The 23021-nt window shown below is 55.0% G+C and carries 24 protein-coding genes and 1 riboswitch; of the genes, 16 read left to right on the top strand and 8 right to left on the bottom strand.

Features of this window, described 5'->3' with window-relative positions; translation table 11 throughout:
- Both H7U06_RS03675 and H7U06_RS03670 read right to left on the bottom strand, forming a co-directional pair.
- Positions 1–714 carry a glutathione S-transferase family protein gene (locus H7U06_RS03675; protein ID WP_175624823.1) on the bottom strand — a complete coding sequence of 238 codons (714 nt, stop codon included), beginning with the start codon at positions 712–714 and terminating at the stop codon, positions 1–3.
- Between the two features lie 42 nt (positions 715–756).
- Positions 757–2706, bottom strand: a complete 1950-nt coding sequence (locus tag H7U06_RS03670) for a lytic transglycosylase domain-containing protein (protein ID WP_175624822.1) — start codon at positions 2704–2706, stop codon at positions 757–759.
- A gap of 115 nt (positions 2707–2821) precedes the next feature.
- Between H7U06_RS03670 and H7U06_RS03665 the strand changes: the two genes are divergently transcribed.
- Positions 2822–3376, top strand: coding sequence for a 5-formyltetrahydrofolate cyclo-ligase (locus H7U06_RS03665; RefSeq protein ID WP_175624821.1), 555 nt, complete (start codon positions 2822–2824; stop codon positions 3374–3376).
- Positions 3377–3435: 59 nt separating this feature from the next.
- On the opposite strand, the gene metF is transcribed toward H7U06_RS03665, so the two are convergent.
- The 5 genes from metF to metK all read right to left on the bottom strand — a co-directional run bounded on the left by metF (position 3436) and on the right by metK (position 8645).
- Positions 3436–4287, bottom strand: coding sequence for a methylenetetrahydrofolate reductase [NAD(P)H] (gene metF / locus H7U06_RS03660; RefSeq protein ID WP_175624820.1), 852 nt, complete (start codon positions 4285–4287; stop codon positions 3436–3438).
- Positions 4284–4628 carry a phage holin family protein gene (locus H7U06_RS03655; protein WP_124574394.1) on the bottom strand — a complete coding sequence of 115 codons (345 nt, stop codon included), beginning with the start codon at positions 4626–4628 and terminating at the stop codon, positions 4284–4286. Before H7U06_RS03655 ends, metF begins: the two co-directional genes overlap by 4 nt.
- A 109-nt stretch (positions 4629–4737) precedes the next feature.
- On the bottom strand, positions 4738–6177 hold the full coding sequence (ahcY, locus tag H7U06_RS03650) for an adenosylhomocysteinase (protein ID WP_124574393.1): 1440 nt from the start codon (positions 6175–6177) through the stop codon (positions 4738–4740).
- A 26-nt stretch (positions 6178–6203) separates the two neighbouring features.
- Positions 6204–6282: riboswitch (S-adenosyl-L-homocysteine riboswitch) on the bottom strand.
- 55 nt (positions 6283–6337) lie between these two features.
- Positions 6338–7285 (bottom strand): M14 family zinc carboxypeptidase, encoded by a 948-nt coding sequence (locus tag H7U06_RS03645; RefSeq protein WP_175624819.1) that lies wholly within the window; start codon positions 7283–7285, stop codon positions 6338–6340.
- A gap of 196 nt (positions 7286–7481) precedes the next feature.
- Positions 7482–8645, bottom strand: a complete 1164-nt coding sequence (gene metK, locus H7U06_RS03640) for a methionine adenosyltransferase (RefSeq protein WP_175624818.1) — start codon at positions 8643–8645, stop codon at positions 7482–7484.
- A gap of 171 nt (positions 8646–8816) precedes the next feature.
- Here metK and H7U06_RS03635 point away from each other — a divergent pair, with 171 nt between their 5' ends.
- The 7 genes from H7U06_RS03635 to H7U06_RS03605 all read left to right on the top strand — a co-directional run bounded on the left by H7U06_RS03635 (position 8817) and on the right by H7U06_RS03605 (position 14957).
- Positions 8817–9710: a lysophospholipid acyltransferase family protein gene (locus H7U06_RS03635; RefSeq protein ID WP_303049233.1), complete on the top strand. Its 894-nt coding sequence runs from the start codon at positions 8817–8819 to the stop codon at positions 9708–9710.
- Positions 9707–10606 (top strand): lipid A biosynthesis acyltransferase, encoded by a 900-nt coding sequence (locus tag H7U06_RS03630; RefSeq protein WP_175624816.1) that lies wholly within the window; start codon positions 9707–9709, stop codon positions 10604–10606. Before H7U06_RS03635 ends, H7U06_RS03630 begins: the two co-directional genes overlap by 4 nt.
- 48 nt (positions 10607–10654) lie before the next feature.
- Complete coding sequence (gene dapF / locus H7U06_RS03625) at positions 10655–11506, top strand: diaminopimelate epimerase (protein WP_175624815.1); 852 nt, start codon at positions 10655–10657, stop codon at positions 11504–11506.
- Positions 11507–11622: 116 nt separating this feature from the next.
- A complete protein-coding gene (locus tag H7U06_RS03620) occupies positions 11623–12291 on the top strand; it encodes a DUF484 family protein (RefSeq protein ID WP_175624814.1) in 669 nt (222 codons plus the stop codon).
- An 8-nt stretch (positions 12292–12299) separates the two neighbouring features.
- Positions 12300–13259, top strand: coding sequence for a tyrosine recombinase XerC (gene xerC, locus H7U06_RS03615; protein ID WP_175624813.1), 960 nt, complete (start codon positions 12300–12302; stop codon positions 13257–13259).
- Positions 13260–13362: 103 nt separating this feature from the next.
- The gene (locus tag H7U06_RS03610) at positions 13363–13896 is read left to right on the top strand and encodes a Fur family transcriptional regulator (protein ID WP_175624812.1); all 534 of its coding nucleotides are present in this window, start codon (positions 13363–13365) and stop codon (positions 13894–13896) included.
- Positions 13897–13901: 5 nt separating this feature from the next.
- A complete protein-coding gene (locus tag H7U06_RS03605; protein WP_175624811.1) occupies positions 13902–14957 on the top strand; it encodes a GTP-binding protein in 1056 nt (351 codons plus the stop codon).
- 97 nt (positions 14958–15054) lie between these two features.
- Here H7U06_RS03605 and H7U06_RS03600 read toward each other — a convergent pair whose 3' ends face one another.
- Positions 15055–15597 (bottom strand): hypothetical protein, encoded by a 543-nt coding sequence (locus H7U06_RS03600; RefSeq protein ID WP_175624810.1) that lies wholly within the window; start codon positions 15595–15597, stop codon positions 15055–15057.
- Here H7U06_RS03600 and dksA point away from each other — a divergent pair.
- The 8 genes from dksA to H7U06_RS03560 all read left to right on the top strand — a co-directional run bounded on the left by dksA (position 15578) and on the right by H7U06_RS03560 (position 22902).
- Entirely contained in the window at positions 15578–16030 is a 453-nt protein-coding gene (gene dksA, locus H7U06_RS03595; protein WP_175624809.1) for an RNA polymerase-binding protein DksA, read from the top strand. The genes H7U06_RS03600 and dksA overlap by 20 nt on opposite strands.
- Before the next feature lie 97 nt (positions 16031–16127).
- Positions 16128–16793 carry an ABC transporter ATP-binding protein gene (locus tag H7U06_RS03590; RefSeq protein WP_175624808.1) on the top strand — a complete coding sequence of 222 codons (666 nt, stop codon included), beginning with the start codon at positions 16128–16130 and terminating at the stop codon, positions 16791–16793.
- Positions 16793–18007 carry an FtsX-like permease family protein gene (locus H7U06_RS03585; protein WP_175624807.1) on the top strand — a complete coding sequence of 405 codons (1215 nt, stop codon included), beginning with the start codon at positions 16793–16795 and terminating at the stop codon, positions 18005–18007. The genes H7U06_RS03590 and H7U06_RS03585 overlap by 1 nt, the downstream gene beginning before the upstream one ends.
- Before the next feature lie 18 nt (positions 18008–18025).
- Positions 18026–18265, top strand: a complete 240-nt coding sequence (locus H7U06_RS03580; RefSeq protein WP_175624806.1) for a hypothetical protein — start codon at positions 18026–18028, stop codon at positions 18263–18265.
- A gap of 71 nt (positions 18266–18336) precedes the next feature.
- Complete coding sequence (locus H7U06_RS03575; protein ID WP_175624805.1) at positions 18337–18831, top strand: DUF3299 domain-containing protein; 495 nt, start codon at positions 18337–18339, stop codon at positions 18829–18831.
- Between the two features lie 9 nt (positions 18832–18840).
- Entirely contained in the window at positions 18841–19212 is a 372-nt protein-coding gene (locus H7U06_RS03570; RefSeq protein WP_175624804.1) for a hypothetical protein, read from the top strand.
- A 73-nt stretch (positions 19213–19285) separates the two neighbouring features.
- Positions 19286–21313 (top strand): TonB-dependent receptor, encoded by a 2028-nt coding sequence (locus H7U06_RS03565; RefSeq protein WP_175624803.1) that lies wholly within the window; start codon positions 19286–19288, stop codon positions 21311–21313.
- A gap of 179 nt (positions 21314–21492) precedes the next feature.
- Entirely contained in the window at positions 21493–22902 is a 1410-nt protein-coding gene (locus H7U06_RS03560; RefSeq protein ID WP_254873120.1) for a hypothetical protein, read from the top strand.
- The last annotated feature ends 119 nt before the right edge of the window (positions 22903–23021 follow it).

Here is a 23021-nt window from a genome sequence, read left to right as displayed (position 1 = left end):
TCAATCGGGATAGCTGTCGTACTTTTCGATATGGTCAGTCTCGGCCAGCGCACCGGCTATCCACTGCGCGACTGCAGGGTGTGCCGCGACCCGTTCGACATAGGCATCCAGTGCCGGTGCCAGCACGACTTCGTAGGTACGGAAACGCATGACCACAGGCGCGAAGTAGGCATCGGCGATAGAGAACTCGCCAAACAAGTATTCACTAGGTCCGGACATGGCCAGACAGGTTTCCCAGATTTCGCTGATACGACCGATATCTGCCTGCGCTTCCAGCGTACGTCCCTTGCCTGGGAATTTGGCACGTATATTCATCCACATCGCGGAACGAACGCCGGTAAAGCCGGAGTGCATTTCGGCACAAATCGAACGCGCCAGCGCACGTGCAGCCACATCTTCCGGCCACATTTTCTTTTCCGGGAATTGCTCCGCCAGGTATTCGCATATCGCCAGCGAATCCCAGATCACGGTTTCACCTGCCAGCAATACCGGCACCCTGCCCGCGGCTGAATAATGCACGATCTGCGCCGTCGTATCCGAACGATCCAGCAAGACTGAAATTTCCTGGAACGGGATATTAAAAGCCGTCATCGCCACCCACGGGCGCATAGACCATGACGAATAGTTCTTGTTCGCGATGACCAGCTTCAGGCCATTTTTTTCTGCATTACCCAGTGTTTGCGATAAGGTCGGATCGAGTTCTGTCGTTTGCATAGTGTCCGTAACGATAAAGTTCTTATATATTGCTGTGCTGTTTTACGGCAGATCCGTTGGTACAAATGCAGTCGGTGTGACGCTACCCAGGCGATCCTTCAATGATTGCGGTTTGCTTTCAAACATCGCTGCATAGTAAGTCGCATTGGAGAGTACTTTTTTCACATAGTCACGGGTTTCCGAAAACGGAATCGACTCTGCAAAAATCGCTCCTTCCACCGGACGCGTCAGCGTCGAACGCCATGCACGCGGACGTCCCGGACCGGCGTTGTAAGCAGCTGTTGCCAATGTTTGCGAACCGCCCAGATCGTTCAGGACCATATTCAAATAACTGGTACCGAGCAGGATATTGGTTTCAATTTCATTGACTTGGCTATGCGCGTAATCGGTCATGCCTATCTTCTTGGCGACATGACGCGCAGTAGCAGGCATCAATTGCATCAGACCCGATGCACCCACATGCGAACGTGCATCCATGATGAAACGGGATTCCTGGCGGATCAGGCCATACACCCAGGCCATTTCCAGACCCAGCTTTTGCGTGGCGGTGCGCATGACGTCGCGATACGGCGATGGGAAGCGTTGCGTGAAATCTACTTCTATCTTGGTGCGATCAGAAGTATTGACCATGCGATCCAGCACTTCACTACGGCGTGCGAATTCGGCGGCAGCCAGATGCTGGCGCTCATTCATCTTGCGTAGCTCCCAGTTCCACTCGCGATAACCTTCGAAGCGCAAACCCAGATCAAAGAATTTGAAAGCGCGACGGAAGCCCTGATTGGCCGCCATCGGCGCGATCTCTTCTTCAGTTACTGGTGTCGCACGTGGCGGTATCGTGATTTTCTGACCCAGCTCTTCCAGTGCCAGCTGGCCATAGAAATTGGTTTGTGATGCGATCGACTGCATCAATGCATTCGCCTCATCGCGCTTGCCCTCTTCGCGCAGTGCGCGCGCCAGCCAGTAGGTCCAGGTCGCATCGTCGCGCAATGCGGCAGGCATCGCTTCGACGCCTTGTTTGACCAATTTCCAGTCACCGGCACGCAAAGCGGCGCGGATTTTCCATTGATGACCTTCAAGTGATAACGGTGCATTACCTGCCTTGCGCCAGTAATCTGCCGCCTCCGGCGCCAGCTTCATCGAAGCCTGCAAGGCAATTTGCGCCCAGCCTTGAGCTTCCTGCTTTTTATTCAGCAACAGCGTGTTTCCGGATAAAACTTCAGCGGCCTGTGCCGGATTATTTTTTGCGATGCGCCCCAGCGCGACGATAAACACTTCATGCTTCACACGACGGAAACCCACGCCCTTGGAAGTAATCAGCGCTGGTTTTTCCATCGCCGTCACCAGCGAACCATCATCTATGCCAGTGAACGGCACCAGGCGGCGCACGAAATCGGTAGAACCGGTTTCTGCTGCCAGGCGGATCTGCGCCCACAAATCATCTTCATTGAACTGACTGTTTTCCATCAGCATGCCGATCAGCGCAACGCAACCCTCACCATAGTTCTTCGGCACGGTCAGCAAAGCACGCGCATCCACCGCGACATTCAAGCCCTTCTGCGCCTTGGACATCAGCGCATAGCATTTCAGCTGGGTGTCGTCATTCAACTCGAACAGCGGATATTGTTCATCGAAGGTGACCCAGTCGCGGCGCTTGCCAACTTCAAGCAGCCAGTCATTGCGCAGGCGGTCAGCGATGGCACTGCCGCTATATTTATTCAGATACGCCAGGATTTCAGTCGGGCTGGCATCCTTGATACGCGGCCTGAGCTGGTAGTAATCAACGTAAGACGGGATGGAGTAATTACCGAGCTTGGATGCGATATCGGCTGCACGCACAGCATCACCGCGGCGTGATGCATCACGCAATGCTAAAAATGCATCGTCATCACTGGCAAAGCCCGCCGCGCGCTTTTGCGCATGCGCCGCCGGTACCAGGAACACGGCGGATGCCGCCAACAGCATGACGCGTGCGAATAATTTATGCGAAAACATGAATATCGTGACCCCTATTTTTTATCCTGCTTATACTGGAACCCAGGCCGGATAGCTATAAAATGAGTTCCCATCTCTGGCACCTAGAATAGCACGCGATTCTCTTCCCGTACCCATGCAAAATAAGCTCGATTTACGTCGTACCCTGCTCTCAAAGCGTAGCGCACTTGCCGCGGATCAACGCGCCCTTTTTGACCGTCGCCTGGGCGATAAAATCATGCAATGGTGGCGTAGCGAAAAGCCAGCCAGCCTGGGTGTGTACTGGCCTATGCGAGGCGAACCCGATGTACATCAGGCGTATGCAGAATTGCATGCAGCGGGCGTACAACTGGCCTTGCCGCTGATCGTAGGCGACAACGTCCCCCTGCAGTTCGTGGAATGGGCGCCGGGTGAGGCATTGCGCAAGGACAGGTTAGGCACCGACATTCCGGTCGCTGACAATCCATTGATACAGCCACAAGCACTGCTGATACCCTGCCTCGGCTTCAATGCAGACTGTTTCCGCCTCGGCTACGGCGGCGGCTTTTACGACCGGACGCTGGCAGCAGAACCACGACCATGCACGTTGGGTGTGGCGTATGCGTTTGGTGAAGTCGACTTTGCCTCTGAGGTATATGACATCGCCCTCGATGCAGTAGTGACGGAAGAAGCGACCTTCCACGCCCGCTGAAATAAAAAATGCCCTGTCCATTTCTGGCACAGGGCACTCCTGACTTTCTGACTTGCTGCTTATTTCTGCGACAAATTCAAACGTGTCCAGATAGTCTGCGTCGCCGCGGCCTGGTTCAATGAGTAGAAATGCAAACCAGGTGCGCCACCTGCCAGCAAACGTTCGCACAGATCCGTCACCACATCGAGACCGAAGGCGCGTATCGATTCAGCATCATCACCGTAGCTCGCCAGCTTGAGGCGTATCCAGCGCGGGATTTCAGCGCCACATGCATCAGAGAAGCGCATCAACTGCGAGTTATTGGTGATCGGCATAATGCCCGCAGTCACCGGTATATCGCTACCAGCCTTGCGCGCATCATCGACGAAACGGAAGTAAGCATCCGCATTGTAGAAATACTGCGTGATCGCCGAATCGGCACCCGCTTTGGCCTTACGGACAAAGTTGGCGATATCGTCTTGCGGCGATTTCGCTTGCGGATGCATTTCCGGATAAGCGCCGACTTCAATGTGGAACCAGTCGCCGGTTTCAGCGCGTATGAATTCCACCAGTTCATTTGCATAGTGAAATTCACTGGACGACATATCCATGGAACCGTAACCACTAGGCAAATCACCGCGCAAGGCAACGATGCGCTTGATGCCATGCGATTTGTATTCGGCCAGGATCGCACGCAGGCTTTCACGCGAGCTACCGAGGCAGGACAAGTGCGGCGCCGCATCCTGCCCGGCACCACGGATTTCCAGCACTGTTTCCAGTGTGCCTTGTTGCGTCGAGCCACCGGCACCGAACGTGACCGAGAAATACTTGGGATTCAACTCAGACAGTTTGGCGCAAGTGACGCGCAGCTTTTCCACGCCCACAGGTGTCTTGGGCGGGAAAAACTCTATGCTGAAATTCTGTTCTTTCATTTTTCTTGTAGTAAAAGCGCGGACAATATCCACGAAATAATGCTGTACAGGATCGCTCCGCCTACCGCCGACCAGAAACCGGCGACATGGAAACCACCTACCAGTTGCGAGACCGCCCAGAACATCAGACCGTTGATGACGAAGATGAACAAGCCCAGCGTCAGCAAGGTGACAGGCAAGGTCAGCAACACCAGTATCGGACGTATCAGGGTATTCACCAGGCCCAGTATCAGGGCGGCGATGATGGCCGTGCCGACACTATCGACCCTGATGGATGACATCAGGAAGGGAAGCGCAAAAAGTGCCGCTGCATTGATTGCCCAGATGAGGATGATGCGCATACGATTTCTCCTTTTTTCAGTACTGAACGTCAGGAAATCGCTGCCCCATATACGCTATGGGGCAGCTCAGGCAAAACACTGAACGACTATAACCTACTACTGCAAGTGCTTAGTAGCGATAGTGCTCTGGCTTGTAAGGGCCAGCTTGCTGTACGCCGATGTAGTTAGCCTGTTCTGTGGTCAGAGTCGTCAACTGTGCATTGAGTTTCTTCAATTGCAGGCGTGCGACTTTTTCATCCAGATGTTTAGGCAGGGTATAGACACCGACCGGGTAGTTTTTGGTGTTTGCGTACAGTTCGATTTGTGCAATCGTTTGGTTCGCGAACGACGAGCTCATCACATACGATGGGTGACCGGTACCGCAACCGAGGTTAACCAGGCGACCTTCAGCCAGCAAGATGATGCGTTTGCCGTCAGGGAAGATGATGTGATCGACTTGCGGCTTGATGTTTTCCCATGTGTATTGTTTCAACGCAGCGACTTCGATTTCATTGTCGAAGTGACCGATGTTGCAGACAATTGCCTGGTCTTTCATCTTCTTCATGTGCTCGTGGGTGATCACGTGGTAGTTACCGGTACAGGTAACGAAGATGTCGCCGTGTTCTGCCGCGTATTCCATGGTCACGACGCGATAACCTTCCATCGCTGCCTGCAATGCGCAGATAGGATCGATTTCAGTTACCCATACTTGCGCGGACAGGGCACGCATCGCTTGTGCCGAACCTTTGCCGACGTCACCATAACCAGCGATGACAGCGATCTTGCCGGCGATCATGACGTCGGTCGCGCGCTTGATACCGTCTACCAGCGATTCGCGGCAGCCGTACAGGTTGTCGAACTTGGATTTGGTAACGGAGTCGTTAACGTTGATAGCCGGGAAAGCCAGTTTGCCTTCCTTGTGCATTTGGTACAAACGATGCACGCCGGTGGTGGTTTCTTCCGTCACGCCGAGGATTTGCGGCAGGCGTTTCGAGTACCAGGTCGCGTCTACAGCCAGGTGTTTTTTGATCGAATTGAACAAGCAGATTTCTTCTTCCGAACCTGGGTTGTTCAATACCGATGCGTCTTTTTCAGCACGGGTACCGAGATGCAGCAACAAGGTTGCGTCGCCACCATCGTCGAGAATCATGTTCGAATAAACCGGCGCACCTTTGTCGTCGTTCGGCCATTCGAAAATGCGGTGGGTGTATTCCCAGTAGTCGTCCAGTGTTTCGCCTTTGACTGCGAATACTGGGGTACCAGCGGCAGCGATTGCTGCAGCTGCATGATCTTGTGTCGAATAGATATTGCACGATGCCCAGCGTACTTTTGCACCCAGCGCTTCCAGCGTCTGGATCAGTACTGCGGTCTGGATCGTCATGTGGATGGAACCGGTGATGCGTGCGCCCTTCAACGGTTGCGCTGCCGCGAATTCTTCGCGGATGGCCATCAGGCCTGGCATTTCGGTTTCAGCAATACGGATTTCCTTGTCGCCCCAGGCGGACAAGGACAGATCGGCGATAACGTAATCGGAAAAATTGGTAGAGGAAGTCATTACTGCGGCGTTCATCACGCCCTCCTTTCGTTAGAAAAAAAGAAACGTGAGCGCGGTTGCAGGTACTGACCGCATCAAGCCTGGCAGATCGAACGACCTGTCGCAACGCTCCTTGATGCGGGTGCCATTTTAATCGAAAAAAACGCGCGCGACCACCTCAGGCCGCTAACGATTGTTATTTCTTCAATGGCTCTGAGCTAGGCAGAGATACCGAATGGACCTTGGCCAGCTCGGACTGGGATTCCACGTTTTCAGTGATCCAGCGCAACATATCTAGCCAGATGCGCTTCACTTCGGCATCTGATGGCATTTTTTGTGCATTCGGCAACTCGATGGTGATTACCGGCACATTTTTATGCACCCCGCTGTAATTTCCCAGCGAGCCCGGATAAACACCGACCCGGTTCAGCAACAAACGGCCAAAACGGCGCGGCGGTTGCGCCGGGCCATCAAAATCCAGCACGCCAAACGGTGCATGGACAGAAATAATGACGTCCGGCCGGAAGCGCAACATTTCATCGTGCACCCATTTGCTTTCAGGCTCGGACAAAGGGGCAGAACCGGGGAAACGACGCGGGTCCTTCTTGGTCCGGTTCGCCCAGTAGCGCGGTGCATCCTGCTGCCAGCCTGGAGTCGGGAAATTACGGTTCAAATCCACACCATTCGCATTCACACGCTTGGCCTTGGGCGCCAGGAAACCATCCGGATTCACCACCGGCACTACGCTCCAGTCAAATTGCTGTGCAGCCGCAGTCGGCATCCATTGCAACCAGCGGAATACCACCGAAACCGAGGTCAGCTCATCACCGTGGATACCCCCCATCAGCAGCACGCGCAATGGCGCTTGATTTCGTTTGGTCTTTTTTGCCGGAATCTGGCGCGCCAGCAAGGGGAAACCCTGCAGCGAATTGACACCTGTAGGCAGCAACTCACTCTGCATGCACATCGCGTTGGATACACCCGGCATGCGTACGACCAGGCGTTTGCACCAGTCAGCAGGATGTGCCGGTGGAATAACAGTAGCGGAAGCATTGCTGGCACTGGCAGGCAGGCTGAACCCGACAAAGAGCGGGAGCAAGAGGGAGATACGGAGGATGTGCCTGGCTAGGGGTGCGATATGCATCAGCGCCTCTGAAAACAAAAATGGTCGGATTAATTCTTTGCAGAATTCTATCCGACCATCGAACAACACTACAGACTAATTATTACAAACCGGCTGCTGCGCGCAGCGCTGCGGCTTTGTGGTCTACTCTCACATCCGCTGCGCGGATATGAGTTCCGCCCCAAATCCCAAGGTTCGCCATCGGCGAACCCGACCTTTACAGTCCGGCCGCTGCACGCAGCGCTTGGGCTTTGTCAGTGCGTTCCCAGCTGAACTCTGGCTCTTCACGACCGAAGTGACCGTACGCTGCGGTTTTTTGATAGATAGGACGCAGCAGATCCAGCATTTGCACGATGCCTTTTGGACGCAGGTCAAAGTGTTCCTGCACCAATTGAGCGATTTTTTCATCGCTGATTTTACCGGTACCAAAGGTAGTAACCATGACCGAAGTCGGTTTCGCCACACCAATTGCGTACGAAATCTGGATTTGTGCACGTTCAGCCAGGCCAGCTGCGACGATGTTTTTCGCCACGTAACGACCTGCGTATGCGGCGGAACGATCCACTTTCGATGGATCTTTACCAGAGAATGCACCGCCGCCGTGTGGCGCTGCGCCACCGTAGGTGTCAACGATGATCTTGCGACCGGTCAGGCCGCAATCGCCTTGCGGGCCGCCGATGACGAAACGACCTGTCGGGTTCACCAGGAAGCGCGTGTCTTTCAGCCATTCTGCTGGTACGACTGGCTTGATGATGCTTTCGATCACGGCTTCTTCGATGTCTTTGTGCTGCATTTCCGGCGCATGCTGGGTCGACAATACGATGGTGTCGATGGAAACAGGACGGCCGTCAACATAACGCAGTGTGACTTGCGATTTGGCATCCGGGCGCAACCAAGGCAGGCGACCATCTTTGCGCAATTCGGATTGACGCTCAACGATGCGGTGCGCGTAGTGAATCGCAGCAGGCATCAGTTCAGGAGTTTCATTGCAAGCATAACCAAACATCAGCCCCTGGTCACCAGCACCCTGGTCGAGATCAATACCTGCACCTTCATCCACGCCTTGCGCGATGTCCGGTGATTGCTTGTCGTATGCGACCAGCACGGCACAGCTCTTGTAGTCGATACCGTAATCAGCATTGTCGTAACCGATGCGTTTGATGGTTTGACGCGCGACTTCGATGTAGTCGACGTTAGCGAAGGTGGTGATTTCACCGGCCAGGACAACCAGACCAGTGTTGCACAGCGTTTCTGCAGCAACGCGTGCTTTTGGATCTTGCTGGAAAATTGCGTCGAGGATCGCGTCGGAGATTTGATCCGCTACTTTGTCCGGATGGCCTTCGGAGACGGATTCAGAGGTAAACAGGTATTCATTTGCCATTACAGGTTCCTTAGTACACTTATTTAAGTTGGCTTGATGTCGCGGTCAACCTAATGAACCTGCGACGCTTTAGCGAAATTTATATACCGCCTCGCAAGTTGTCATTAACTCGGCGGTTGCTACTTTGTGCTATTTTACGCCTCTTGAAAAAAATCGGCAAAGACTCTTGTTATAAGAGCACGATGCACGACCCGCATGCTTGTTTTCCTCTTCCGCCTGCTGTCCTTCCTGCCCTTGCCGCTACTGCATGCGATCGGGCTTGTGATCGGCTGGGCGGTCTATCTGGCATCCGGTTCATACCGCCGCCGCCTCAAGGAAAATATCAAGCTGGCAGGTTTTGACCAGCATTTGTCGAAAGCGGTCGGCGAAGCAGGCAAAAACATGCTGGAGCTACCCTTCATCTGGTGCGCGTCGCCGGAGCGCGTCCTGCGCTCCATCCGTATCGAGAACTGGGATATCGTTGAGCAGGCCGCCGCTGCCGGTAAAGGCATCATCTTTCTGACACCCCATCTTGGTTGTTTTGAAATTTCGGCACAGGTTGCCGCTGCCCAGTTGCCAATTACCGTGCTGTATAGACCACCACGGCAGGAAGCTTTAAAGCCACTGATAGAAGGTGCACGTGCGCGTCACAACCTGTCACTGGCACCGGCCAACCTGAGTGGCGTACGCACCTTATTTAAAGTACTGAAGCGCAATGGTGCTATAGGATTGCTGCCGGACCAGGTTCCGCAAAACGGTGAAGGCGTCTGGGCTGACTTCTTCGGCAAACCGGCTTACACCATGACCCTGCCAGCCAAAATGCTGGAAATGACGGGGGCCGCCATGATCCTCGCATTTGCCGAGCGTCGTCCTTATGGCCAGGGCTATGTCCTGCACCTGCAACAATTCAGCATCCCCGAAGGTTTACCATTGGAAGCACAAGTACGCGCCATCAATGCCGCGATGGAACAATTGATCGCACTGTGCCCGGAACAATACTTCTGGAGCTACAACCATTACAAAATCCCGGCTGGCGTCGCAGCACCGCAACGCGCCGAAACAACCGAGAGCGGAAGTACTTCATGAGATTCCTCGTTGCCCTGATGTGGTGCCTGCACTGGCTACCACTGCCTGTCATAGCGCGCCTGGGCGAAGTCATAGGCAATTTGCTGTACGCCTACAAAAAATCACGCCGTCGCATTACCCTGATCAACCTTGCCCTGTGCTTCCCCGAAAAATCGGAACAGGAGCGTGAAGCGATCGCGAGAAAGCACTTCCAGAACTATGCCCGCAGCGTGCTGGAACGCGGCATCCTGTGGTGGGGTTCGGAAGCACGTTTGCGTAGATTAATCGTAGTGGAACCAGGCGTACCTGTGGAAGCCATCAAGGCCAGCCCGACCATTCTGCTGTGCCCACACTTTGTCAGCCTGGATGTGGCTGGTGTCGCCGTGATGCTGGAATCGTCGCTGTGCTCCATTTATACACAGCAACTGAATCCGGTCTTCGATGAAGTCTTGCGCAAAGGACGCTCACGCTTCCGTCCGGTCAAACTGTTTTCCCGTAATGACGGCATCAAGCCCATCATCCGCGCCATGCGCGATGGCCTGCCCTTCTTCATGTTGCCGGATATGGATTTTGGTGAAAAGGATGCTGAATTCGTACCGTTCTTCGGCGTCCCGGCTGCCACACTGACCGCACCAGCACGCATTGCTGCCGCGACCAATGCCAAAGTCATCCCGGTCATAGCGACCTATCTTCCCGGCTACCGTGGCTGGAAAGTGACTTTCTATCCGGCATGGGAAAACTATCCGGGTGACGACATTACCGCAGCGACCCGCTACATGAACGCCTTCATCGAAGAGCGCGCACGCGAAACGCCATCGGAATATTTCTGGACCCACAAGCGCTTCAAGACGCGCCCGGCTGGCGAACCCAGCTTCTACGCCAACAACAATACCGACGAAGCACCGCCTGCTTACTAGAACTCATGCAGGCAGTACGCACTTGCCTGCCACGGCTATAATCGCAATATGAAACTCAAATTCACAAAAATGCATGGCGCAGGTAACGATTTCGTCGTGATTGATGCAATCAATCAGGCTATCGATTTCACTCCAGCGCAATGGCAATACCTGGCGGATCGTCGTTTTGGCGTCGGTGCTGATCAAATGCTGGTGGTCGAAAAACCGCAAGCAGCCGGTGTCGACTTCCGCTATCGCATCTATAACGCCGACGGCGGCGAAGTCGAGCAATGCGGCAACGGCGCACGCGCGTTCGTCCGCTTTGTTACCGACAAAAAACTCACCGACAAACACTCGATCAAGGTCGAAACCATGTCGGGCATCATCGAACCTCGCCTCGAAGCGAACGGCCAAATCACGGTAGACATGGGCGCCCCCATCCTGACGCCGGAAGAAGTACCGTTCGACACGACTGATTTGCTATGCAAAGCTGAAGGTGAAGACAACTTATGGCCGCTGGATGTCAAAGGTGAGACCACCTGGATCTCCGTCGTATCGATGGGCAATCCGCATGCGGTGCAAGTCGTGGCTGACGTCGAGACAGCACCGGTGCGCGAAGACGGCGTACTGATAGAACACCATCCGCGCTTCCCGAAACGCGTCAATGCCGGCTTCATGCAAGTCCTGGATCAGCATCACATTAAATTGCGCGTATTCGAACGCGGCGCAGGTGAAACCCTGGCTTGCGGTACCGGTGCCTGCGCTGCTGTCGTCGCCGGCATCCGCCGTGGCTTGCTGGCATCGCCAGTCAAAGTACAAACCCGCGGCGGCGAATTAGTCATCGCCTGGGGTGGCCATGATGCACCAGTCATGATGACCGGCCCGGCCGTCACCGTATTCGAAGGCGAAATCGAGATTTAAGGACACTGCGCGGAATTGTTTTCCGCGCCCGGTTGTCGGTTAAAATCATTGCCAACTAAAGCAAGGCCGCGTCGCACAGGTGACGCGCTTTCTAACTACACTCACAGACACGACAAATGACTTCTCCACTGGACTCCAATACCGTTGCCGATTATTTGCTGGATAACCCGCAATTCTTTGAAGAACATGCCGAGTTATTGTCCAGAGTTAAATTATCGAGCGCACTCGGTGGCCGCACCCTGTCGCTGCAAGAACGCCAAATGGACGTCTTGCGTGAAAAGCTCAAGGTCATGGAACTGCGCCTCGCCGAATTGATGCGCATAGGTCAGGAAAACGACCAGATCACACATAAGTTTCACACCTGGACGCGCGCGCTGTTGCAGGCACGTAATGATGTCGATCTGCCGCACACGCTGACCACCGGCTTACAAAGCGCATTCTCGGTACCGCACGTCACGCTGCGCCTGTGGGGTGTATCGGAAGCATATGCACACACATGGTTTGCGGCACCGGTTTCCGCTGACTCACACCTGTTTGCCAACGGCCTGACCACCCCTTTCTGTGGCAGCAACAACGACTTTGAAGCAGCATCGTGGCTGGAAGATGCACCGGCGATCCAATCGGTTGCACTACTGCCATTGCGCCTGGACGGGGCGACCGAAGCGTTCGGCCTGCTGGTACTCGGCTCGCCCGATCCGCATCGCTTCACCTCCGACATGGCCACCGACTTCCTGACCAACATTGGCCAGACCGCCAGTGCCGCCTTGTCGGGCATGCTCGATTAAATCGCATCGTGAGCCTAGTCAGCAATCAGGCTTACCTTGACGGTTATCTCGATAACCTGATCAGCCAGCGCCAGCTGGCCGCATTGACCACCATCAGCTACCGTCGCGACTTGCTCGAACTGATCGCTTTCACGACGGCCAGCGACAGCAAGGCGACGCTGACCAGCGTCAGCCATTTCCAGATCCGTAAATTCGCTGCGCAATTGCACGCGCAAGGTTTGAATGCGCGCTCCATCGCGCGCAAACTATCTGCCTGGCGCGGCTTCTTCAATTGGCTCTCCGAGCAAAATGCCATCACCTCGAATCCAGTCGATGGCATCAAGGCACCGAAACGCAGCAAACCGCTGCCGAAAGCACTGGCCGCAGATGATGCGGTACGACTGGTAGCCGAACCTGCGCCAGGTAAAAACGCCGACTCCGCGATGCAGCGCTGCAATCACGCGATGTTTGAATTGCTGTACTCGAGCGGTCTCCGCGTCTCCGAACTGGTGGGGCTGGACCTGCGCTATGCACAGGAAGCGCGCTACACCTCGGCGGGCTGGATAGATTTCGATGCGCATGAAGTCATGGTGACCGGTAAAGGCAACAAGATGCGCAGCGTACCGATAGGCCAGGCGGCGATGGATGCGCTGCAAGCATGGCTGGCGGTGCGCGACACGCTGGTCAAACTGGACCCGCATCCACTCTTCCTCAGCGAACGCGGTACCCGCGTCTCGGCACGCGTGATCCAGTTACGGCTGAAAGCACATGGCCAGGCCATAGGTTTACCGACTGATGTGCATCCGCATGTCTTGCGCCACTCCTTTGCGTCGCACGTACTGCAGTCGTCCGGTGACCTGCGTGCGGTACAGGAAATGCTGGGCCACGCATCGATCGCGGCCACGCAAATCTATACCTCGCTCGACTTCCAGCGCCTGGCCCAGGTATACGATGCAGCCCATCCGCGCGCCAAGAAAAAGCCCGCCTGAGCATATTGCAGCAGCACTCATCCATAGATATAGCGCAGACACTTTGCAACTGAATTGCAAATTTGCGGCATAATCTAGTCACTACCCATCGAAGCTGTCCATTATGAAAAAATTATCTTCCCCGGATTACCCGGCACTGGCCGAGAGCCAGTTGCGTGAAACATCGGTACGCGCCACCGATGCCCGCATCAAGGTATTGGCAGCCTTGCTGGGTGCGCCCTATGCGCTGTCGCACCAGGATGTGCAGGACAAGCTGACGGATATGGACCGCGTCACTTTGTACCGCGCGCTCGATTGCCTGACCGATGCCGGACTTGCGCACAAGATCGCCGGTGACGATCGCGTGTTCCGTTACAACGCAGGGGCCGAGCATAACGAACCCGGCAATCACAATGCCTCGCCACAACATCAGCACGGCCATTTCAAATGTACGCGCTGCGCCAAAGTATTTTGTATCGACAATGTCGATGAACAATTGTTTGCTGCTGACAACAAGGCCAGCAGCAAATCTCCGACCGCAACCTTGCGCCAGCAATTGCAGAATGTATTGCAGGCGACGCTAGGCAAAGGTTTCCAAAGTCACGAAATCGAGCTCACCATCAAAGGATGGTGTGCAGATTGCGCTCACCAGGTTTAATTCATATGGCACTGATCCCTACTACCATCCTGACCGGCTTCCTCGGCGCAGGAAAAACCACCCTGCTCAACCGCATCCTGCAAGAGCCGCACGGCTTCAAAATTGCGGTCATCGAAAATGAATTCGGCCAGGAAAATATCGACAATGAAATCCTGGTGCAGGACGGCACCGAACAAATTGTAGAAATGAATAACGGCTGCATTTGCTGCACCGTACGCGGCGACCTTATCATCGCACTCACATCACTGGCGCAAAAACGCAATGCCGGTGAACTGCAGTTTGATCACGTCGTGATTGAAACCACCGGCCTCGCTAATCCTGGCCCGGTCGCACAAACCTTCTTTGTCGATGAAGAAGTCGCTTCCGAATACCTGGTCGACGCCATCATCACCGTGATCGATGCCAAGCATGCGATGCATCAGCTCGACAGCTATGAAGAAGCGCAACGCCAGGTTGGCTTCGCAGATAAATTACTGTTCTCCAAAACAGATCTGGTCAGCGCTGATGAATTCAAAGTACTGACAGAACGTATCAAGCGCATCAATCCGCGTGCACCAATTAGTACAACTAATTTTGGCAGTGTAGCGATCGCCGATGTACTCGACCTGCGCGGCTTCAACCTCAACGACAAACTGGAAATCGATCCAGACTTCATCGCGGCGGAGGAGCATGCACACGAGCACGATCATGAGCACGGCCACGATCACAGCTGCGACGCACACTGCGAACACGATCACCACGACCATCATCACGGCCATCACAGCGATAACATCGCAGCCTTTGTCTTCAAAAGCGATCGTCCTTTCAATACTGAAAAACTGGACGAGTTCCTGGGCAGCCTGGTGCAGGTCTTCGGCCCGCGCATGTTGCGTTACAAAGGCGTACTCTGGATGGATGGCGCTGACCGCAAGGTTGTGTTCCAGGGCGTGCACCAGATCATGGGTACCGACATAGGCGCCAAATGGGGGGAAAACGAAGTACGCTCTAACAAAATGGTGTTTATCGGGCAGAATCTGCCGAAAGAAACGTTTATTTTCGGATTGGAACAATGTTTGGTATAAACTACCGTGGTTTTGAGCTCAGGGTATGACTACCTGGGTGTTGCTAAAGGTGTGAGTCTCGCACGCAGGGCACGATAAGATCCGAGTGTGGGAAAGTTCATTGAGGACAAGGGACTATGAACGCAACCGTCACAAAATCTGCAAAAAGCGCAAAAAAAATTGCCCCAAAGAAGGCTACTGCGACTACTCGTGCAAAGCCTGTTAGCAAGGCACCCGCCAAAAAAACCGCTGCGAAAACAATCGCAGGCAAGGCCGCCAAGCCCGCCAGCAAAGCGGCCAAACCGGTCGCCAAACCAGCAGCTAAAGCGGTGAAAAAGACACCGGCCAAGAGTGCGGTAAAATCGCCGACAGCCGCTGTCAAAACAAAAGTTACAGCAGCAAAAGCAACAGCAGTAAAATCAAGCGCCGTCAAAAGCGCAAAACCATTGGCTAAACCGGCAGCAAAGCCGGCCGTCAAAGCGAGCCCAGCAACAAAAGCCACGGCTACCGCCAGCAAAGCAGCAACCGTGACAGCAAAACCGATTAAAGACGCATCTCGATCGACAACGGCAAGCAGTTCTAGGACTCCTGCCAAGGTCGCAGATAAAATTGAAAAACCCGTAGTTTTGAAGGCAAGCGAAGTGGCAACCAAATCAAGCAAATCAACATCCGTCGCAGGCGACACCACATTGTTAACCGAAGCGCAAATCCTCAAGATGGGCGAAAAGGACTACATGAATGACGCGCAACTCGCATTTTTCAGAGATCGTCTGCAGCAACTCGAAAAAGAGTTATTGAAAAACGCCGATGAAACCACCGAGCATCTGCGCGAAACCGTGCTGGTCCCTGATCCAGCCGATCGCGCAACGATAGAAGAAGAACATGCACTCGAGTTGCGTACCCGTGACCGCGAACGCAAGCTGTTGAAAAAAGTCCAGCAATCGCTGCTCAGCATCGATTCCGGCGAATACGGCTGGTGCGAAGAAACCGGCGAACCTATCGGCGTCCCACGCCTGCTAGCTCGTCCGACCGCGACCCTGTCGCTGGAAGCGCAACAACGTCGTGAACTGAAACAAAAACTGTACGGCGACTGATAACAGGCGGGGTCAGCCGATCCCTCCATCTGTTTACCTGTAAAAGAAAGCGCGCGGCGCACTATCCGCGCGCTTTGTTTTTTTGTAGAATGCAACCATGTTGCAAATAGCTAATCTGACGCATCGCTATCCCGGCGCGCCCACTCCTCAACTCTATGTCCCTGCTTTTACGCTGGCGCGGGGTGAGCACGCGATCGTGATCGGGCCATCCGGCAGCGGCAAGTCCACCTTGCTACACCTGATCGCCGCCATCCTGACGCCGCAAAGCGGCGACATCACAGTGGCGGATACGTCTATTGCAACACTGACGCCACGCGCAGCCGATCTGTGGCGCGGACGGCATATCGGTTTCCTGCCGCAAAAACTGGCGCTGATCCCCAGCCTGAACGCACGCGACAACATCCTGCTCTCAGCTTATGCCAGCGGCCAGGTCAGCGACATCAGCCGAGCGGATGCCTTGCTCAGCGTACTGGGACTGGGCGATAAAGCCACCGCCAGACCACATCAATTAAGCCAGGGGCAAAAGCAGCGCGTCGCTTTGGCACGTGCCATGTTCAACCGCCCGCAATTATTGCTGGCGGACGAACCGACTGCCAATCTGGATGACTCATCTTGCGATGCAGCCATCGCCCTATTGCTGGCGCAAGCCAATGAGATAGGCGCATCACTGCTACTGTCGACGCACGATGCCCGTGTATTACAAGCACTACCGCAAGGCAAAGTATTACGCCTGCAGGCGCCCGTAGCAGGAGCATCCATCTGATGACGCTCAATGCCTACACACTGGCGCTGCAATCGCTGCGACACAAGCCACTGGCCACCATCCTCAATGTGCTGTTGATGGCCATCGGCATTGCAATGATGACTTTTGTGCTGTCTGCGTCCACGCAACTTGCCGACAACGCATTGCGTGATGCGGAGGGAATAGATCTGGTCGTTGGTGCCAAAGGTTCGCCACTGCAATTGATACTGTCGTCCATCTATCATGTCGATACGCCGACCGGCAATATTCCGCTCTCAGCAGAAGATCTGTTGAAAAAGAATCGCATGGTGAAGGCCGTCATGCCGCTGGCCTTGGGCGACAGTTATCACGGCTTCCGCATCGTCGGCACCAATACCGACTACATCACGCATTACAAAGGCGAGCTGGCCAAGGGCAAATTGTTTGACGCACCCATGCAAGCCGTATTCGGCGCGCAAGCTGCACAGCGCACTGGTGCACAGCCTGGCGCCAATTTCTTTGGCTCACACGGTCTGGCTAGCGCAGTTGAAGTACACGACGATGCCCCCTTTGAAGTCGTCGGCATCCTGCAGCCTACCGGCACCGTGCTGGACCGTCTGATCCTCACGCCAGTAGCCTCGGTCTGGCAAGTACACGACAAAACACACGGACTGGACGCCAACGATCCGCAGGAAAAAGAAGTCATGGATGAGTCGCGTGAGTTGACCGCACTGTTGGTGCAATACGCATCACCGTTAGCGGTTGTCACCCTGCCGCGTTTCATCAATAGCCAGAGCGAACTGCAGGCGGCACAACCGGCACTGGAAGCGGCCAAACTATTCCGCCTGCTCGGCGTCGGCATCGATGTCTTGCGCGGTATTGCACTCATCGTCTTGCTCTCTGCTGCGCTGTCCATGTTTGTCGCGTTGTACAACGCACTGGAAGAACGCAAAACCGACCTCGCCATCCTGCGTACCCTGGGTGCGACACCGGCCAAACTATTTATATTGTTGCTGACCGAAGGTATCTTGCTGGCATTGATAGGCGCAGCTGTAGGCTGGTTGCTCGGCCATCTTGCAGTTGAAATATTGGGTCGCATACTGAGCGCAGATCAGAATCTGTCATTGTCCGGCTTTGTTTTTAGCGCGGATGAGGCATGGTTATTATTGGTTGCAGTTGGTACAGGTTTGCTGGCAGCGCTACTGCCCGCCCTGCGCGCTTATCGCACCGACATTGCCAGCACACTGGCGCACTAATTTGGGAACGGAACCGATATGAAACATTTATTGATCACCTGCGCCGCGCTCCTGGCGTTTTCTGCGCAGGCGCAAGACAGTGAGAAAGAACACAAGAAAGAAACTATTGCCCAGCATCAGGCAATCGCAGCCGCGCACTATGCTGCGGCACGTTGCATCAGCAAGGGCAAGGATGAAAAAGTTTGTCATGCGGAACTTGCTAACGCCTGCAAAGGTCTTGCATTGGGCAAGTTGTGCGGCATGAAGCATGTGCATTAAACCCTGCTCTGCTATATGACACGCCCGGTACAATGCCTAAGCACACTTTACAACTACTTGACGGAATGACCATGCGCCCTGTTACCAGTATCCTGTTGCTCGCCTTGCTGGCACCGGCATTTGCACTCGCTCAAAGCCAGCAACACGTCGCGCCACCAGGTGTCGGCAATACGCCCGGACAAATGCCGGTGCTGTACGACATCCAGGGCGTGACTTCGTGGAGCACGCTGGCAAAAGTGAAGCAGGTGAAGGTAAAGAATCGTATCCTGCCTGAATTCAGCAAAGACATAGCAGCGCTGAACAATCAGGAAATCAAGGTACAGGGCTTCATGATGCCGCTGGAACCGGGCGAAAAACAAAAGCATTTCCTGATTTCGCTGGTACCGCAAAGCTGCAGCTTTTGTCTGCCGGCCGGACCGGAAGGCGTGGTTGAAGTGAAATCAAAAAACCCGGTCAAATACACACTGGAACCCATCATCGTCTCCGGCAAAATGGAAATCATGAAAGACGATCCCATGGGCTTGTACTACCGCATGAATAACGCAACACTGGCTTCAAATAAATAAGACTTCAACGTGAAATCCGTCCTCCCATCATCTGCCAACACGACTCGCCGCCTGTGCTTCGCCGCACTGCTGGTCGCGCTCGTGCTATTTGCGCAGTGGATGGGCTTGCGGCACCGGATAGAACACGCAGACTGGGGCAGCATCCAGCACCACCAGATGGAAGAGCACGGCACCGCAGTAGCGGAGCTGGAATACGCTGGCGATAAATCACACTCCTGTATCCTGTTCGATGGCATGGCGCTGGCCGATGGCGCGCCACTGCTACCCTTCTCTCCCGTACTGCAAACCAGCGTACGGGTACTCGCACTGTGGGCAGCCTACATTTCGTGGGATGCACCACTACTCTGTCACTTCTCTTCCCGCGCCCCGCCAGCGGCGTAAACGTAACCATCTCCTGCTGCAATCAGACGCCGTCTGAATTGCACTCGCATACATTCGTTTTCAAGGAAGTAACATGATCGCCCAACGTACCCTGTTGGCCAGCGCCGTTCTGTCCGCGCTTGCCTCCCTCTCCAACTCCGCTCTTGCGCAAGAGCAGGAAAAAATCTTGCCGTCCGTGGTCGTCACCGCCTCGCCTTTCAGCAATGAAGAAAACGCACAAATCATGGCGCCCGCCAAAGTGCTGTATGGCGATGAACTGCGTGAAAAGCTCGGCAACTCATTAGGCGACACCCTGTCGCAAGAGCTCGGTGTATCGGCTTCGGCATTCGGTGCCGGTGCTTCGCGCCCCATCATCCGCGGCATGGAAGGCCCACGCGTCAAAATCCTGCAAAACGGCATGTCGGTCATGGATGCATCCAGCCTGTCGAACGACCATGCGGTGGTCGGCGAATCGGCGACCGCGCGCCAGATTGAAATCCTGCGCGGCCCGGCGGCATTGCTATACGGTTCCGGCGCCATCGGCGGCGTGGTCAATATCGTGAATGACCGCATTCCGACCATACTCAACAGCAAACCGACCGGTGAGGCGGAAGCCCGCTTCGGTACTGCCGACAAAATGAAAAATGGATCTTTCTCGATCGATGGTGCAGCTGGCGCTATCGGCTTGCATGTCGATGGCAATGCACGTGATGCAGATGACTACAAGATCCCCGGTTACGCCAATGCCAGCGATCCTGCCCAGGGTTCAGGTCGCCTGCCCAACTCGTATGCGCGTTCCAACAGCGTAGGCTTTGGTGCTTCCTACATCCAGGACTGGGGCTACATCGGTGCGTCGGTCGGCGCGGACGACAATCGCTACGGCATCCCGACCGAAGAGAAGTCCTACATTACACAGAAGCAAACCCGCTACGACGTCGCTGGCCTGATCAAGAATCCATTTGAAAATTTTGAGTCCTTCCGCTTCAAGCTCGGCTACACCGACTACAAGCACACGGAAAACCTGGAAGACGGCACACCAGCAACCGAGTTCAAAAACAAGGCCAGTGAAACACGCTGGGAATTAACGCATAAGCCACTCGCAGGCTGGCGCGGCACTTTCGGCCTGCAAACCGAAAACTCGGAGTTCTCGGCCTTGCCGGTAGATGATGATCACGGCCATGGCCACAGCCACGCCACGGTTCCGGTCACCAAGAGCCAGACGATTGCAGGCTTCCTGGTCGAAGAGCGTGATTTCGGTCCGGTCCGCGCCAGCGCCGGTGCCCGTATCGAATCCGTCAAACGTCGTCCGGATGCAGCTTCCGGCCTGGTGCAACGCGACTTCAACCTGGGCTCCTACTCGCTCGGCGGTTTGTGGACCTTTACCCAGGGTTACGGCCTCGGCCTGACCGCATCGGTGGCACAGCGTGCACCAGCTATCGAAGAACTGTATTCGAACGGCCCGCATGAATCGACCGCCACCTACGATATTGGCGACGCCAATCTGCGCAAGGAAACTTCACGCAATATCGAGCTGAGCCTGCAAAAGACCGAAGGCCTGCTGCGCTGGAAAGCCAATGCCTACCAGAACCGCGTGAAAAACTATGTCTATGGACGCACCGACGGCACCATGGTGGATGACCACGGTGATGCTGACCCTACCGGCGAATTCCTGCAACGCTTTTGGTCGCAAAACGACGCCACCATCCGCGGCCTGGAAGCCGAGGTCAGCTACAACCTGCGTGGCAACGGCTTCTCATGGCGCACCTTTGCCGACACCTCGCGCGGCACTTTGAGCGGCGCTGGCAACCTGCCCCTGCAGCCGACCACCCGCTTCGGCGGAGAGATCGGCTACCGCGAAGGCAACTGGCGCTCCGGCCTGAAGGTTTTGCATGCAGAGAAACAGAACCGCCTGGCCAGTTTTGAGACCTATGCCGCACCGTCCTATACCCAGGTCGATGCCAATCTGTCTTATACGCAAAACTTCCAATCGACACCTATCACCTGGTTTGCGATCGCCAAAAATCTGCTGAATGAAGATATACGACTATCAACTTCGGTATTACGCGAAGTGGCACCGTTGTCCGGCCGCAGCCTGATTGTTGGTGTACGTACCAGTTTTTAAGCCGTTTTGTATCGCGGTAGCCTGAATTTTGGCTACACTAGTGACCTGCCCTCATCGGCAGGTCGCTTACTGCTAACCTGTGTTACCTTTAAGCAGATTTTTTGGTGCCGCCTCGAAAGAGGCCTCTTACAACTTGACGTGCTCCTCAGAATTGCACGCCATTGCTTACCAGGATAGACGTGGGGATTTTCTCGCTCTTTGGCAAGAAGGATAAACAGCCGGCTCGCAAGCCGACTGAGGCGGAATCTTCGCAAAAGAAACGCGAAGACTCGCGCGTCCAGGCAAAAAACGAAAACGACTACGTACAGCGCATGGCGGCACACGCCACTGCGATGAAAATCGATGCCATCGAATCAGAAATGTCATCGGAATTCGTCAAGCCGCTGCCCTTCAGCGGCAACACCATGCCCGGGCCTGCCAGCCAATTCCTCAACACCAACGTCCGCAGCCCCGATACCCAGGCCACCAAAGTCCCTGACACCGCAACCCATCTGGGCCAGCCCTCGATGCTGCCCGACATCATGGGTGCCAGTACCGCCTTCCTGCTCGGCGCAGAAACCGTCATCGGCCCGGTCGCCATTTCCAAATCAGAAGCTCCGCTGGTCATAGAAGAAGCCGCCATCCTGTTTGCCAACGGCCAGACTGACCTGATAGAACCGGTACTGCTCAATGCCATCGCCGAAGACTCATCTGGTGAGGCCCGATTAACGGTATGGGGCATGTTGTTCGACCTGTACCAGGTCACCGGCCAACGCGATTTATTTGAAAACCTGTCGATAGAATTTGCCAACAAATTCGAAATGTCACCACCGACGTGGCGTGTAGGTGGCAGCGCTGAAAACAGTCAGGCACCGGTGGCACGCAATAACACCATCCCCAGCATCGCCTTCCCGGCCAAACTCGACGCCGGGATTATCAAGCAACTGGAACGCATCAAAAACCTGGCCGAAATGAGCCCTGTGCTCAAGCTGGAATTTGCACGTGTCACGCAGGTCGATCCGGTTGGCTGTGGCCTGCTGCTGAATATACTGAAGCGTCTGCAAAAATCCGGACACAAACTGATACTGGTCGGCGCACCGGAGCTGGCGGAAAAAATCCAGGCCATCCTGCTGGTCGGCCGCCGCGATGAAACCGAAGCACCGTGGCTACTACTGCTGGAAGTATTGCGCCTGTTGAACCGTGAAGCCGACTTTGAAGAGCGCAGCATCGATTACTGCATCACCTTTGAAGTGTCGCCGCCTGCCTTTGTATCGCCACAAGACAAAGTAACAACGGATCACGAAGAGACAGCGGCAGCCGACGAAACCAGCAGCGATCATTTCGTGATGCCGGTCCTGATAGACGCGCGCAGCGATACCTTGGGGCAGAATATTGCCGCTTATGCACATACGCATAACCCGGTCATCCTCGACTGCAGCCAGCTCACACGCATGGATTTCAACGCCGCCGGACGCCTGTTCGGTGACCTGATGCCGCTGATCAGCAGTGGCAAAACCATAGAATTGCATAGCCCGAACCACTTCATCGTGGCATTGTGTAATGTCATGGGCATGACCGACAGCGTACGCATCGTCCCCCGTAAAAACTGAAATCCGTGCCCGTATGCGGCACAATTTCGACTTGTAATCGCTCAGGCCGCCCCCACTTTTTCATGAATCTCCGCGCAAGGCGCGATTATTCATCAGCTCGGCACTTCATTTCAGAGGCA

It is taken from the genome of Herminiimonas sp. Marseille-P9896, from assembly GCF_903993245.1.
GTDB lineage: Bacteria > Pseudomonadota > Gammaproteobacteria > Burkholderiales > Burkholderiaceae_D > Oxalicibacterium > Oxalicibacterium contaminans.
Note: the sequence above shows the minus strand (reverse complement) of the source record. Positions and strands in the feature narration are given on the sequence as shown.